The sequence below is a fragment of the Paenibacillus sp. R14(2021) genome, assembly GCF_019431355.1.
In the GTDB taxonomy this organism is placed as follows: domain Bacteria; phylum Bacillota; class Bacilli; order Paenibacillales; family Paenibacillaceae; genus Paenibacillus_Z.
The window spans coordinates 138,687-153,044 of the sequence record NZ_CP080269.1; the positions used below are offsets into that span (position 1 = coordinate 138,687).

Genomic DNA, 14,358 nt, shown 5'->3' on the forward strand with positions numbered 1-14,358 from the left:
AGAATAAGAAAGAAGCTTCAAGCTGCTGCTTGAAGCTTCTTTCTTATGTCAGGCTATTCATTTCAATCCAAGACCCCGCAGCACGAAAGCAATCGTCTCCTCGCGTTCCCGGTCATCGTCCCAGACGGCATTCTCTTGTTCGCCGTATACCGTGCGCACAGCAATGTAGCCCATAATCGCAGAGATGCTGAGCCGCACGACGGTATAGGAAGGGATCTCCACCATCTGCCCCTTGGCTTGAAATTTGGAGACGATACGCTGCAGCCGTTCCAGCACCTTTCCAAGTACATCCTTCTGGAAGCGCTCCTGCATCTCCGGGTGGAACGGAATTTCCTGCAGCAGAATTTTAAGCACATTGCGGTGCTTCTTCAAGAAATCGATCCGGTTCTCGATCATGGCGCGCAGCACGTCCTCGTAGCTGTCGTATTCCGTGTCGAGTACTTTGCTGAACCCGCGCAGCACGAACGGGGCAATCAGCTTGGTCATTGCCGGTGCCACTATGGAAAACAGCAGATCTTTCTTTGTTTTGTAATGCCGGAAAATCGTTCCCTCCGCAACGCCCGCGCGCTGCGCGATTTCACTTGTCGATGAGGCGGCGTATCCTTTCTCTGCGAACACTTCGATGGCAGACTGTAGAATTCTCGTCTGCTTCTCGGTCATTTTGTCGTTCGCGGCATCGCTCTTCAACAGCTCTTCCATCCATTCTTCCATCGTGTTGCTCATGACGCCAACTCCTTATTGCACTGCAAGCCTATAATTAGAAATCATCATAGCATAGGAATCGTCATTCTTAAATGGCGCGATGCTTTTTGAGGGCGAGGACGTTGAGCAGCGCGAAGACGGCGGAGAAGCCGACCAGAACGTATACATCTGTCTGGATACTACTCCAGCCCTCGCCTCGAATCATCACGCCGCGCATGGCGTCCGCGCCGTAATAGAGCGGCATGATGCGGCTTAGCTGCTGCAGCCATGGCGCCATCGTGTCCAAATTGAACAGGCCGGAGAAGAAGACCTGCGGAACAACGACGAGCGGGATGAATTGAATGATTTGAAATTCATTGCTGGCAAAGGAAGAGAGCAGCGTACCCAAGGTCAGCGCCGTAAGCGATAGCAGCAGGTTCATCAGCAGCACATACCAGATGGAGCCATCCATATAGAGTCCCAGCACGCTGATGGAGAACCACGCAATGAGCGCGGCTTGCAGCAGGGTGAACAAGCCGAATCCGGACAGATACCCTAGCACTACCTCAGCTCTGCGAATGGGCGTGGCGAGCAGCCGCTCCAGCGTGCCGCTTGTGCGTTCTCTCAGGAACGAGACACCGGCCAGCATGAAGACAAAGAAGAAAGAGAAGAAGCCGATCAGGACGGGACCGAAGGAATCGAAGGCTGCCATATCTTCCGTGCCGTGCAAATAGGCGATTTCGGGCTGAATGCCGGACGATTCCGCGCTCATCGTGCGCTGCAGCAGCAGCAGAACCAGCTTGTTCACGGAAGGATCGCTGCCTTCCAGCTCGATGGATGGCTTGCCGCCGGCAAATGATAGAACCGCATCCAAGTCTCTGTCCTTCAGTGCTTGTTCGGCGGAAATCGAATCTGGGTAGGCGGTGACGACAGCTTCCGTTTTGTCCAACCGTTCCACGATGGCGGCCGGCGCTTGAACGACGCCGATATCGGGCTGGACGGGGTTGCCGTTGAATACCAGCTTCATCAGACCGAGAATAAGCAGCGGCGCGAGGAACAAGAGGGCGAGCGTCCGTTTGTCGCGGACAAACTGGCGGATAATGCGAATGGCGAGTGCGCGGATTCTCATGCGCCGGCACCTCCCCCGAGTGCGATGAACGCTTCCTCGATTGTTGCGCTGCCGCTCTCTGCCTTGATCGCTTCCGGAGAACCCAGCGCGGTCAGCTTGCCGCCTCGGATCAGGCCAAGGCGGTCGCATTTATCCGCTTCGTCCATGACATGCGTTGTCAGGATGATCGTCGTGCCGCGTCTGCGCATCTCGCCGAGCTCCTGCCAGATCGATTTCCGCAGGACGGGATCGATGCCGACGGTCGGCTCATCCAGCACGAGCAGCTCCGGCTCATGCAGCAGCGAGATTGCGAGCGATAACCGCCTTTTCATGCCGCCGGAGTAGGCGGAGACGGCTTTGTTCAGATGATCTTCCAAATCGACGACGGCCATCGAAAATTGGATGCGCTGCTGCATATGCACGCCCTTCAGGCCGTACAAGGCCGCGAAGAACATCAGGTTCTCCTTGGCCGTAAGCTCGTTGTACAGCGCGTCGGACTGTGCCATGTACCCGAACCGCTGCAGCATAGCCAGCTTTGGCATGGGTTCGCCCAGCATGAAGACCGAGCCTTGGTCGGCCTTGTCGATGCCGGTAATCAGCTTGATTAGCGTCGTCTTGCCGGAGCCCGAGGGACCAAGCAGACCGAACAGCTCGCCGCGTTCCACCTTCAGTGTAATGGCTTCGAGCACGGTGCGGCTCCCGAAACAGCGGGTTACGCCGCGTACATCAACCGCCGGAGCGGCATCGGAAGAAGAAGAAGAGCATGAATGCATCGGGTCACATCCTTCATAGAAATGAGTGATCACTCACTGCAATCATACGACAGATGGGATTATTTTGTATAGTGAGTAATCACTCATTATTATGCAAGAACAAGCCTGTTTTATGAAGAAGAGGCTTGAGGCTGCTTCTTGCCGCGAATTAAATCGACCGCGCACACCACGATGAACGGGACGACGATACAAATAAAGCCCCATAAAGGATGAATGGTGCTGACCTCGTAAGACCATTTGGCATCCCCGCTCATCAATGCCGATATGGACACGCAAGCCATTAGCAGTGCAATCGGGAAGATCAGCATGCGGTCTTCTTTTAGCCCCAGCAGATGGGCGCAGGTTTGATGCGCGGTGAACAGCACGATCGTCGTTTTCATGAAGGATGCGACGACCAGGGAATAGCCGATGAGTGCCTCGATGCGCTGAAAGACATCGATAATGTCCACGGTGCGTGCAACCTCGAAGAGCGAATATTTGCGTTCGCCCGCCAGAGGGCCGAATACCATAATGGTCACAACGGTCGTTAGGGCCAATGAAATCGCGGTGAATAAGACCGCTTGTATGACCTTGAACGTAAACCTGCTTCCGAACGAGGGAATGAAGGGGAAGATCATCGTGAATAGAATGATTTCTCCGAACGGGAAGCCGTATGAGAAATAAATGCCGTGAAGCAGAGGTTTTGGTCCGTCCGGCATTAGCGGCAGCAGGTTGCCGATATCGTAGTTTTTGTAGGACATGAGTGTGATGAGCAGCACGAAGAACATGACGTTGCCCATGAGAATCGGGAACAAGCCGGTTACTTTGTCGATGCCCGCGCGAACAGAGAGCGCCACCACCATGAAGGTGAGGAATATAAACCAGTAGGACGGTGTATTGCGCATCATGGAGCTTTTCAGGAACATGGCGATATCGAGGACGATCGCGGCCCCCATATGGAGCTGGAAAAAGAGAAAGGGCAGACCAAGCACGATCGTAATCGGCGTGCCGACAATTGAACGGCTGTACTGCATGTAGCTGAGCCCGGGATGCCGCTTGGCCATCCAGATGACGGGAAGTATCGTCAGGATGCCGAGACATGCAGAGATCATAATGCTGATCCAAGCTAAGTTTCCTGCAAAGCTGATAATGGGGCTTGGTATATTAATGATGGAAGAGCTCGTCATAAAGACGAACAAGAGCAGCGCTGCCTGATTGGCGGTAATCTTGTACTGCAACCTGTCTCATCCTTTCGTTGTTAACCATTTCACTAACGAATCGGCGCCAGGACCTAATATCGCATTAGCGACGTCATAGAAGGTGTATAGCTTCAATCTGCCGTATATCGTGATGATATGGTAGACGCTCAGAACAACCAACACGACGTAAATCAGCTTAATGCGGGTGGGTCTTGGCCCTTCCCGAACGCCGTCCTTATAATCAACCGCCATCATGGCGAACATGCTTACGAGCAAAACGACAACCAGCATAATCTCACTTCCGCTTAATCCGATTTTGTCTCCAGCAAGGTCCTGCCTGCCGTCGTGCCATGCGTCATCAGCAGCGTATCGACTTGGATGTCATATTCAATGGAAGCGAACTTTTCCGGCCAATCCTTCTCCCACTTCTTCCAAAGCTGCGGATGATGCTTGTAAATATCGTTGCCGATGCCGATCAGATCGGCCTTATGATGCTTCAAATGAACCAAGGATTTCAGCATTTGTTTCTTGATGACATCGGATACCTTTGCGCCGAAGGCCTCTTCTTCCTCGGAGGTATTGATGACCGAGCAAGACAGCTCCGTTGCCGCGACCGAAGCGTTGATCTTGTAGCTCACCTTAATTTTATCGCCCTGCAGCTTGACCTGGCGATGTTCGTCGAAATGAAGGGTTTCCACAGATTCATTGAGCATGGTTCGGTCATGCTGCTCCTCGTCCGGCTTGATTTCCTTCGCCTCACATGGGACTTGAAGGATGCCGTTCGTATATTGCTTCATGAGCATCAACAGGCCCTCCGTATCTGTACCAAGGAATGAATCGACGACGAGTCCGCCTTTGATGATGCTGAGGCCGGCTGCACTGGATTCCTTCCCTGTTCCTCTCGGGCTTCCGGCCAAATACGGGAGTGCGCCTACGCCGGATTGACTTCGAAGCTGCAGCGCAAGCTTAAGCAGATTAGACTCTACCGTCTTTCCGCTGTTGCTGCTGGCCGAGCGCTCACTCAGATAATATTGCTGACTGATGGTGCTTTCGATGAAAGGCTTATGCTCGAAATATGCTGAAGCGCTGCCCTTCGTGATGAAGACGGTGCTTGTCAGCCGCGGCTCGTTGTCCCGGTAGAACACGTCGAGCAGCTGGGGGATCGGGATTTTGTGGGCCAGCTTCTCACTGATCAAGATGACGCGCATATGGCTGAACTGCGCCTTGCGTCCAAGGTGGATTGTGATGTCGCGAAGCGCCTCGACGACCGAGCTGTCCCGCGTTCTCACATTAATATAGGGAAGGCCTGTTTTTCCCTTGGCGGCGACGGTTTGGGAAGGCTTATAGACCTGAAAGGTAACCAGGACTTCGTTCCGGCCCGCATCATCGAAGCCGATTCCCATGACGAATGCTTTTTCGGGCAATTCCGCGCGATCACCGCAGCCGGTCGTTCCTCCGCAGATTAAGAGGAGGCAGCAGGCCGCAGCAAGCAGCCTATGCAATGCGCCCATCGGCTAGTCCGCCTTTCGTTCTGTTATGATTTGCCGCGCAGGGGAGAGCGGGACTGCTTGTCTTTCTTCATTAATCTCCTGAGCGGCTTGCGGTACACGGTTTCCTGCATTTCGCTCGGCGTCCAAGGCGCAAGCGGCGCCATATACGGAACGCCGAGCGATTTGAGCTGAATCAAGTGGATCCAAATCAGCAGGCAGCCGATCATAAATCCGAACACGCCAAGCATGGCGGACAAGATCATGAGCGGAAGCTGCAGCAGCCTGAGCGCAATCGCGAGATTGTACTGCGGCAGCGCGAAGGAGGCGATGCCCGTGAGAGCGATGATGACGACCATGATCGGCGACGCGATGCCTGCGCTGATCGCAGCTTCGCCAACGACGAGCGCGCCGACGATGCTGACTGCGGATCCGACGGGACGCGGCAGGCGTATACCGGCCTCGCGCAGCACTTCGAAGATAAAGACCATAATGATCGCCTCTGCAAAGGCTGGGAAAGGAATGCCTTCCCTGGAATCGATAATCGCAAGCAGCAATACGGTCGGGATCAGCTCCGTATGGAAGGTGGAGATCGCGATATAGAGACTCGGCAGCCCGAGGGCGATCAGGAACGCGAATAAACGCAGGAGGCGGATGCAATTGGCGATAATCGTACGCTGGTAGAAATCCTCGCTTGATTGCAGCAGTTCGAAGAAGGTCGCCGGGCAGATGAGGACGCTGCCCGTCCCTTCGACAAGCACGACGATTTTACCGCTCAGCATTGCTGCCGCCGCCACGTCCGTTCTCTCAGTGTAGCGATATTGCGGGAAGGGGCTCCATGTCCGCTCCTCCAAGAAATCCTCCACATAGCTGGTTTCTAGAATATCGCTGTCGGGCAGCTTGCTGATTCGGTCGACGAACGCGGCCAGCACCTCGGGCTTGACCGCGCCGTCGACATAACCGAACGCAAGCGTCGTGCGCGCGCGTCCGCCGGTTTTTATTAAATGAAATTTCACCGAGGCGCTCTGGATGCGCGTGCGGATCATGCCGATGTTCTTCTTCAAATTCTCGATGGTGGACTCCCGCGGTCCCTGTACCACAGGCTCCGTAACGGGCTCGTTCACCTGCCTGGTCTCAAACCTGCCGGTCCGGTAGCAGATGGCCTGATTCCAGCCGTCGATAAAAATAACCAAGCAGCCGCTTAGCAGAAACTGCTCCGCCTGCTCCATCGTTTCGATGAGAAAGGCGGATTCCTGCGACGTTACATGATGGCTGAAGCACGTAATGATCATTTCTAAGGTGACCTCGGTGCCGGCTCCCAGCTTGTGCGTAATGAGATCCTGGAGCGTTTGCCGAAAATAATTGGTTCGTTTATCGAGAACGAGCGTATCGAAATAGATCGACAGCGCCTTATTCCCCAGCTTAGGCCCATAACTCCAGCGATACATCGTGAGATCCGAGCAATGCTCAAATCGGGATTGGATAACAGCGAAGTTAGTCTCCATCTCTGAAAAAATCGGTATGGACATCTGATACCTTCCTTTCCAGTATTCGCTTGTTTCTAAGGCTTCCAATTCCACCCTTTTTTTATGCATGGGGATCGCGGGACGCAGTTCGGCATCCGTCTTAGGTCGGGGGTAAAGACTGGTCTAGAGACGTTTTCCGCTTCTTTTCGGAAAAGGTAGACTTTAACAAGGAGTTCTGAGGAGAACCATAGTTGAAGGGAGCAAACGAAGGAATGCAGTGGATGACGAAATGGGCTTTCAATAATAAAGCCGCAATGAAGCTTGTTGTGCTTATGGCACTGGCGATGGGGGTTGTCAGCTATTTCCGGCTGCCGATGGAGTTTCTGCCCGAAGCCGATAATCCGATGGTTACGATTGCAGCGATCGGACCCGGCTACGACGCCAAGTCAATGGAAACGGAAGTCACCTCGAAGCTGGAGGACGCCGTGCAGTTCGTGAAAGGCAAGAGCTTAATGACTTCATCATCCGGCAACGGGTTTTCCAAAATCGATCTAGCGTTCGATTCCAAGACGAACATGAAGGAAGCGAAAGCCGAGGTTGAGACGGCTATTCGTGCCGTGCAGCTGCCGGCGCGGGTGATGACGCCTTATGTGGTGCAGTTCAACACGTCGATGATTCCAATCTCTTGGGTATCGATCGGGCTTGACGGCGTGAAGGAAAGCGATCGGGAGAAGACAGAGAAGGATCTGGTCAATGCGTTCAAATCAATCGACGGCGCCGGCGAAGTGTCGCTGGGCGGCAAGTCGACGCCGAGCATCTCGGTTATTCCCGATATGTCCAAACTGTCGGCGAAGGGCGTGCCTTTCCAAGCGTTGATGGGTGTCCTGCAGGGCCGCGGCACGGCAGCCTCAATCGGAGAGAAAACGATCGACGGCGCCTCCGGCAACATTAACGTCGAAGCGAATATCAGCGATATCGATACACTTCGCAAGCTGCCTGTCGCACAAGGAGTTACGCTTGGCGATGTAGCGGATGTGAAGCTGGCGCAGCAACAGGAAAGCATCAGCAGCCTGGGCGGCAAGAATGTACTCATGCTGACAATCTCGAAGACGGCTAACGCGAACGCGGTTAAGGTCGGAGACGAAGTGCAGAGCACGGTCGACCGTCTGAGCAAATCGTATAAAGGCGTCGAAATCAAAGTGCTCTCAAGCACGTCCGAGCAGGTTGTGCATTCCGTGAACTCCATGCTCCGCGAAGTATTGATGGGCGCCTTGTTCGCAACAGTCGTCATTCTGCTGTTCATGCGCAATATTCGGGCGACGCTGGTAACCATCGTATCCATACCGCTGTCGCTTGGCATTACGCTCTATTTGCTGCAAGTGTCCGGCGTCACGCTGAACATTATCACACTGGGCGGTGTAGCGGTCGCCGTCGGCCGTCTCGTGGATGACAGCATCGTGGTCATCGAGAATATTTACCGCCGCCTGCAGAAAGAATCGTTCTCCGTCCAGCTCATTATGGACGCGACGAAGGAAGTGGCGACAGCCATCACGTCTTCCACGCTGGTAACCGTAGCGGTGTTCCTGCCGATGGGCCTGCTGCGCGGCTCCTTGCAGGCGTTCCTGCTGCCATTCGCGCTCACGGTGACGTATTCGCTGCTTTCATCCCTGCTGGTCGCATTGACCGTTGTGCCGATTCTCAGCGCGGTGCTTCTGCGCAATACGAAGATGAAGGAGCACGAAGGCTCCAAGCGTTTCGCGAATTTCCTCGGCTGGTGCTTGAAATTTAAATGGGTGCCGCTCGTTGTGGCGGTCTTGCTTCTGGTCGGTTCCGTCGGCGCATACATGGCTATGCCGAAGGGCGCGATTGATTCCTCCAATGCCGCCAACCTGTCGGTGACGCTGGAATACCCGAGTGAAACGCCGATCGACAAGGTCGTTGAAGCGGGACGCCGTCTGGAAGCAACGCTTGACAAACGGAGCGATATCGATTGGGTGCTGATGCAGAACGGCAACAGCTCCGACGGCGCAAAATACGGCGAAGTATCCTCGCCGACGCTCGTTACGTATCTCGTGGACATGAAAGACGGCGCTGACGCAGAGAAGCTGATCGCGGACGTGAAAGCGCAGCGTGCCAATTTCCCTGGCGCGGATCTGAATGCCGGCGTGATGGATTTTGCAAGCAGCTCAAGCGGCACGCAGGTGCTCGTCGACGTCACGGGCAATGATTTGGATGCGATCGCCAAAGGCGCGGACGATATCGTAGCCGCTATTAAACCGATCAAAGACGTGCTGAAGGTCAAGACGAATCAAGAGCAGAAGAAGCCTGTCTATACGTTCGAGCTGGATCCAACGAAATCAAGCGGCCAAGAAATCGCCTCGCAGCTGCAAGGCTTGCTGAATCCGATCCCGCTCGGTTCAATCGCGATCGACAACCGTCAGACGAGCGTCATTCTGCAGCCTTCAGTCGATCCGAAATCGGAGAGCGAGCTGAACGCGCTGACGATCATGACGCCGCAGGGCCCGGCAGCCGTATCGTCCGTGGCCAAACTGGTGAAGAGCGAACAGGCGAGCGTATACTATCATAAAGACGGCAAGCCGTACGTCCGGGTCATTGCGGATGTAGAGCCGAGCCAATTGTCCATCGTAGGCAAAGAAATTACGAAGAAAGTCAATGCCCTCAAGAAAGCGGAAGGCATCGCTTATACGGTCGGAGGCGCTTCGGCAGACCAGTCCTCCGACTTTGCGGATCTCGGTATAATCATGCTGGTCGCCATCGGGATCGTCTATCTGATCATGGTCGTCACGTTCAAGACGCTGCGCGCTCCGCTTGCGATTCTGTGCTCGCTGCCGCTGGCGGCAATCGGCGCCGTCGTCGGACTCATCGTCTCCAATGTGTCGCCGGATTTCACGGCCGTATTCGGCGCGCTGATGCTCGTCGGCATCGTGGTTACGAACGCGATCGTGCTCATCGACCGCGTCAAACAGAACGAGCAGCGGATGTCGATCCGCGAATCGCTCATCGAAGCCGCGTCGACGCGTGCCCGTCCGATCCTGATGACGGCGATCGCAACCATCTCGGCTATGCTGCCGCTTGTATTCGGTTCGTCCGAGAGCGGAAGCATCGTATCGCAAAGCCTCGCCATCGTCGTGATCGGCGGCCTTGCCGCAGCGACGCTGCTGACACTGGTCATCGTGCCGTGTATCTATGAACTATTCTTCTTCCGCAAATCGAAACGCCAGCGCAGTGCCATCAACATGGAACACGCGGCCTAATCGGTAAACAACGAAAGCCCTGACCCGTTCAACGGGTCAGGGCTTTATGCTGCAGCGGGACAGCTGCCTTAGAAGGACATCTTATAAAGCGGCAGCACCGTACGGAACGTTTCTTCCACCTTGGCCAGAAAAGCATCGCCGTTCGCAAGGACGGGATCCTGGCGGTCGATGATGATGCCGCAGAGCGCTTCCGACGCTTTCACGGTACGAAGCCGTTCCAGCAGCTTGATCAAGCCTTCGCGGCCGAGCTCGCCTTGTTTATCGCCGCCTGGCACCATATGGTCGCTCGACCAGACGTAATCGGCCGGAATATGCCGCTCGATGTCATCCAGCTGCTGAAGGGCATGCTCGGCGAAGACCGACTTGTTATCGGATTCATAGATAATGGCGAACTGAACGAATACATGGGAGCCGAACAGTCCAATTTGGAAATGGGGGAACATTTTGTATCCGCGTTTGCCCGGCGCGAAGGCGACCCAGGTGTCATTCGGCGGATTAATGGTACGGCGAGCGTGTTTCGCAACATGAGGGAACATCTCTTCCCCGCACAGCTCGGTAAGAAATGGGGAAAGCAGCTCGCCAAGCTCGTTCAGCTTGGGACGTATGCGAGATATAAGGGCATCCATCCGGGGCTCCAAGCCCGGCACGGCGAATACGTCGAAATCATCAGGGGTAAACCCGGCGAACGCGGGGCTGCCGGAAACGGTGTCAAGTGTCATGATCCATCATCGATCCTTTCGGTCTGCTAATGAGTTGATGTAATTTGTTCATTATAGCATACGGCGGTTCGTTCGTTTGCATTCTCGCAACGATTCCGGTAGTCTACTCTAGTATAGTTGTACACCTGAAGTTGGGAGAGGTCTATCATGTTTTGGCAGCAGTTGTGGTTTCTATCGAATATGGTTTTTGTAACATTGGCGATCGTGTACCTCTTTGTACACCGTTCAGTTACGCTTGCCCGCGCAGAGCAAGACGCGGAGCGGCTTGCAAGGGAGAAGCGAAAACGGCTGACGTTCGCGGTGCTCAGCATTGCGTCATTTATAATCATGGTTTTATTTTTTCTGATCAATATGCGCGTGAACCGTTAAGACATTCGAGAATGTGTCCAAAATATGTCTCTTTCCAATTTTATCGCAACTTTCCCAGCAAGCGTAACGTTTAAGTGTCATGCGTGGTTGAAGAACAACCGATATGATTCCGAAATGTCGCGTTTGCAACTAGAAATGTGTGAGAGAAAAGGAGATCGGCATGAAATCATTGAAGTTGATGTTAATGTTATCGCTCTTATTGCTGCCTTTTACGAATGCCGTAATCCAGCAGGCCTCTGCGGAGAGCGCCTCTGAGCAGCTGGTACTAAAGATTGGAAGCACCGCCATGGTACACAACGGGAGCCCTTACAAGTCGGCGCAGCCCGTGACGGCGATCAATGGCACGACCTTTATTCCATTTAGTTCGATCGCAGCCCGTTATGGGTATACAATCTCGTATGATCCCAAGAAGAAAGAGTCCGTTGCGAAGAACGGCACACACGAGCTTCGTTTCAAAATTTCCAGCGGCTTTGCCGCCCTCGACGGCGTGGCCGTGAAGCTGAAAGGCGTCCCGTTCATTCAAAACGGATACCTGATGGTGCCGCTGCGTTCCTGGGGTGAGCTGATGGAGAGCTCCGTATCGGTCGTCGGCAAAACCATTACGTTACAATGGTCAAGCGTCGTCATCCCAAAGAAGCCGACGGCGGACTTCGAGGTCCAACCAGCGGAAATTTACGCGGGTCAGACCACGGTTAGTTATATTGATCATTCCACGAATGCGACAGGATTGCCGTTCGTGGATGAGCGCTGGGACGGCAAGATGGATGTATTCCCTCAAGCGGGAACGTACGTCGTCTCAAGACAGGTGGAAGACAGCAACGGTACGTGGAGTGATCCCTATTCCGTCACGGTGGTCGTTAAACCGCCGAATCTGCCGCCTGTAGCGGATTTCAAGACAGAGAAGAGCCAGTACCGGATCGGTGAAGATATTCTGTACACGAATCTGAGTACGGATGACGAGAACGCGATCGTTCGCAGCACGTTTACCGGGAATGCGCCTGTGTTTTTCGAAGCAGGGGAGAAGACCGTAACATTGGAAGTCCAAGACCGTCATGGACTCATCTCCACGATTACGAAAACCGTCACGGTGACGAACGAAGTGCTGTATACGAGCGATGAGTATTATCGCTTGAAAACCGGCATCGGCAATGTCTTCTCGATCGATGGTAATTCCGTGCTTAACGTGCCGGCTTACCAATATTCGATCCAGCCGGAATCGTCGCAGATGGTACGCAGCAACAGCCCGGAAACACTGCTTCAGGAAGGCATCGCCTATGAAGCGCAGCTGACCGGTCAAGTTCGCTTCATGTTCCATAATTTGAATAAAATCGGGTATCCGGTTCGCATGTACTTGCTTGCCACCAACAACAACGGTACGCCGGTAAACTTGAATACGAGCTCCATGGGCATCGGCGGACCGGATCCGTACGTGTCGAATACAGGGAAGCTGTCGACGGTTCGTTATTTAACGTCGCTTATTAACAATCCGACGCCTAAGTGGATCTCGGTCCGTCCTCATCAAACGGTTGAAATTTTGCCTGAAATTTCGAAAACACCGATGAAGCCGAATGAAGTGCTCAGTGCTTACGCGGATGTGTTCAGCGACCAGGAGCTGCAATTCCAAATCGTGGTCGTGGCTGCGGATAAGAATGCCATCGCGGAGCTGCCGAATTTGACGGTTATGCCTCGTGACGGCATCCATGTCAGAGGCACGTTCTACAACGCCGACCGTACCATCGATATTGAAGATACGCTTGGCAGTACGCCGCAGCGGGTCATGCTCGGCGACAAGACGATTGATAAGTACTTGGACGGCATTGACGATACGACCGGCCAATTGCAGTACAATACAGGCAACTTTGGCGTACTGTACCAAATGCATCTGCCGCATGTGGCACCGCGGACATTGATTGCGTTAAATGCGCGAGGCGGGCTGTATACGGGGGCGTTCGTCATTAATGGCCAGGTGGTGCAAGTGGCCAACAATATGGCGCTGACCAGCAATGCACAGGCTGCAGTCCTGTACCGTACAGGAGATAGCGAAGAGTCAGTCGATATCGTGTTTACGCTCGCATCGGGCAGCAACATGCCGGTTGCGATGTTGTTCCTGCCGCTGCCGGAGGTTCGCTGGTAGTCAGGGGAGCGCAAGCTTAGGGAAAGCCAAGAGGCCATCAATCAGCGCTTTGCTGATTGATGGCCTCTTGGGCTTGTGATGATTAGTAGGGCAACTCGATCGAAACTTCGCGGCGAAGTTCTGCAGAGCGGAGAACGCCGTCGATAATCGCTTGCTGGATCATAATTTGCTCGCCTGGAATCGGAGCCGGGCGGCCTTCGCTGACAGCATCAACAAAGTCGCGCACCTTTTCGAAGAACAGGTCTTTGCTGTGCTCGATGACCGGTACGGGGGTTGATGTCGGCTGACCCATGAAATCATGGAATAACGTCATATTGCCGACCTTGCCGTCCCATACGCCTGACCAATTGCCTGTGCCGAACGGGTTAACCTTCAGTCCTGCCTCCGAGCCGAGGAACATCGTGGAGCCGAGGGAATCCATATGCATCGCCCATGAAATTTTGAATTGAAGCACCAGATCATTCTCGAAGCGAACGAGCGCAACGCCAAAATCCTCGACTTCGAATTTGCTCGCTTCCGGGTGGTGGATCGGATTCGTTCCGAAATGGTTGGATGTATACGCAGAAACCGTCAGCGGGCGCGGATAGCCGAGCGCGTTCAATGCCATATCGAGCGAATAGCAGCCGATATCGGCCATAGCGCCGGCTCCGGCAAGCGCCTTGCTGATGAAGGTGCCGCCCGGCATGCCGCGTCTGCGGCCTCCGCCGGTTTCAACATAATAGATGTTGCCGAGCTTACCGGATTGAACGATATCCTGCACAAGCTTCATGTTGGGGTCATAGCGCGGCTGGAAGCCGATTGTCAGCATATTGCCGGTCGACTTGGATACTTGCACCATATCGACGGCTTCCGCTAGGGTTACCGACATCGGCTTCTCCAGCAGTACCTGCTTGCCTGCCCGCAGCGCATCTACCGTAGTCGAGTGATGGGAGACGTTAGGCGTACAGATGCTGACGCCTTCAAACTCCAGATCCAGCATACTGCGGTGATCGTCGAAAGCTTGCGCGTTCGTTAATTCAAGCGAATCCACAAATTGCTTCGCCTTGCCCGGAATGACGTCGGCTACAGCGACAATTTCTACATTTGGAAGTTGTTTGTATTGCCGGACATGCGCATGCGCGATGCCTCCGCTGCCGATGATTCCGATTCGAATAGGGGGTTTGCTCAT

12 protein-coding genes are annotated in these 14,358 nt (G+C 54.3%); 3 read left to right on the forward strand and 9 right to left on the reverse strand.

Annotated features, from left to right (window positions below):
* Positions 1-57: 57 nt before the first annotated feature.
* The 7 genes from KXU80_RS00680 to KXU80_RS00710 form a co-directional block, all read right to left on the reverse strand.
* A complete protein-coding gene (locus KXU80_RS00680) occupies positions 58-723 on the reverse strand; it encodes a TetR/AcrR family transcriptional regulator (protein ID WP_219836403.1) in 666 nt (221 codons plus the stop codon).
* A gap of 67 nt (positions 724-790) precedes the next feature.
* Positions 791-1,810 (reverse strand): ABC transporter permease, encoded by a 1,020-nt coding sequence (locus tag KXU80_RS00685; RefSeq protein WP_219836404.1) that lies wholly within the window; start codon positions 1,808-1,810, stop codon positions 791-793.
* Positions 1,807-2,562, reverse strand: a complete 756-nt coding sequence (locus tag KXU80_RS00690; protein WP_219836405.1) for an ABC transporter ATP-binding protein — start codon at positions 2,560-2,562, stop codon at positions 1,807-1,809. Before KXU80_RS00690 ends, KXU80_RS00685 begins: the two co-directional genes overlap by 4 nt.
* Before the next feature lie 110 nt (positions 2,563-2,672).
* The gene (locus KXU80_RS00695) at positions 2,673-3,779 is read right to left on the reverse strand and encodes a GerAB/ArcD/ProY family transporter (protein ID WP_219836406.1); all 1,107 of its coding nucleotides are present in this window, start codon (positions 3,777-3,779) and stop codon (positions 2,673-2,675) included.
* 6 nt (positions 3,780-3,785) lie between these two features.
* Positions 3,786-4,031, reverse strand: coding sequence for a hypothetical protein (locus tag KXU80_RS00700; RefSeq protein WP_219836407.1), 246 nt, complete (start codon positions 4,029-4,031; stop codon positions 3,786-3,788).
* A 14-nt stretch (positions 4,032-4,045) separates the two neighbouring features.
* On the reverse strand, positions 4,046-5,251 hold the full coding sequence (locus KXU80_RS00705; RefSeq protein WP_219836408.1) for a Ger(x)C family spore germination protein: 1,206 nt from the start codon (positions 5,249-5,251) through the stop codon (positions 4,046-4,048).
* Positions 5,252-5,274: 23 nt separating this feature from the next.
* Positions 5,275-6,756 carry a spore germination protein gene (locus KXU80_RS00710; RefSeq protein WP_219836409.1) on the reverse strand — a complete coding sequence of 494 codons (1,482 nt, stop codon included), beginning with the start codon at positions 6,754-6,756 and terminating at the stop codon, positions 5,275-5,277.
* Between the two features lie 188 nt (positions 6,757-6,944).
* Here KXU80_RS00710 and KXU80_RS00715 point away from each other — a divergent pair, with 188 nt between their 5' ends.
* Positions 6,945-9,968, forward strand: a complete 3,024-nt coding sequence (locus KXU80_RS00715; RefSeq protein WP_308858148.1) for an efflux RND transporter permease subunit — start codon at positions 6,945-6,947, stop codon at positions 9,966-9,968.
* A 68-nt stretch (positions 9,969-10,036) separates the two neighbouring features.
* Here the strand turns inward: KXU80_RS00715 and KXU80_RS00720 are convergent, their stop codons facing one another.
* Positions 10,037-10,687, reverse strand: coding sequence for a YktB family protein (locus KXU80_RS00720; RefSeq protein ID WP_219836410.1), 651 nt, complete (start codon positions 10,685-10,687; stop codon positions 10,037-10,039).
* A 147-nt stretch (positions 10,688-10,834) separates the two neighbouring features.
* Here KXU80_RS00720 and KXU80_RS00725 point away from each other — a divergent pair, with 147 nt between their 5' ends.
* Together KXU80_RS00725 and KXU80_RS00730 are read left to right on the forward strand one after the other, a co-directional pair.
* On the forward strand, positions 10,835-11,056 hold the full coding sequence (locus KXU80_RS00725; RefSeq protein ID WP_219836411.1) for a hypothetical protein: 222 nt from the start codon (positions 10,835-10,837) through the stop codon (positions 11,054-11,056).
* Between the two features lie 160 nt (positions 11,057-11,216).
* Positions 11,217-13,190: a stalk domain-containing protein gene (locus KXU80_RS00730; RefSeq protein ID WP_219836412.1), complete on the forward strand. Its 1,974-nt coding sequence runs from the start codon at positions 11,217-11,219 to the stop codon at positions 13,188-13,190.
* 82 nt (positions 13,191-13,272) lie between these two features.
* On the opposite strand, the gene KXU80_RS00735 is transcribed toward KXU80_RS00730, so the two are convergent.
* On the reverse strand, positions 13,273-14,358 hold the full coding sequence (locus KXU80_RS00735) for a Gfo/Idh/MocA family protein (RefSeq protein WP_219836413.1): 1,086 nt from the start codon (positions 14,356-14,358) through the stop codon (positions 13,273-13,275).

Coding starts and splice junctions, on each gene's coding strand:
- KXU80_RS00700 (WP_219836407.1), bottom strand. CDS start 4,031: ATGCTGGTTGTCGTTTTGCTCGTAAGCATGTTCGCCATGATGGCGGTT.
- KXU80_RS00735 (WP_219836413.1), bottom strand. CDS start 14,358: ATGAGCAAACCCCCTATTCGAATCGGAATCATCGGCAGCGGAGGCATC.
- KXU80_RS00725 (WP_219836411.1), top strand. CDS start 10,835: ATGTTTTGGCAGCAGTTGTGGTTTCTATCGAATATGGTTTTTGTAACA.
- KXU80_RS00685 (WP_219836404.1), bottom strand. CDS start 1,810: ATGAGAATCCGCGCACTCGCCATTCGCATTATCCGCCAGTTTGTCCGC.
- KXU80_RS00705 (WP_219836408.1), bottom strand. CDS start 5,251: ATGGGCGCATTGCATAGGCTGCTTGCTGCGGCCTGCTGCCTCCTCTTA.
- KXU80_RS00720 (WP_219836410.1), bottom strand. CDS start 10,687: ATGACACTTGACACCGTTTCCGGCAGCCCCGCGTTCGCCGGGTTTACC.
- KXU80_RS00680 (WP_219836403.1), bottom strand. CDS start 723: ATGAGCAACACGATGGAAGAATGGATGGAAGAGCTGTTGAAGAGCGAT.
- KXU80_RS00690 (WP_219836405.1), bottom strand. CDS start 2,562: ATGCATTCATGCTCTTCTTCTTCTTCCGATGCCGCTCCGGCGGTTGAT.
- KXU80_RS00730 (WP_219836412.1), top strand. CDS start 11,217: ATGAAATCATTGAAGTTGATGTTAATGTTATCGCTCTTATTGCTGCCT.
- KXU80_RS00710 (WP_219836409.1), bottom strand. CDS start 6,756: ATGTCCATACCGATTTTTTCAGAGATGGAGACTAACTTCGCTGTTATC.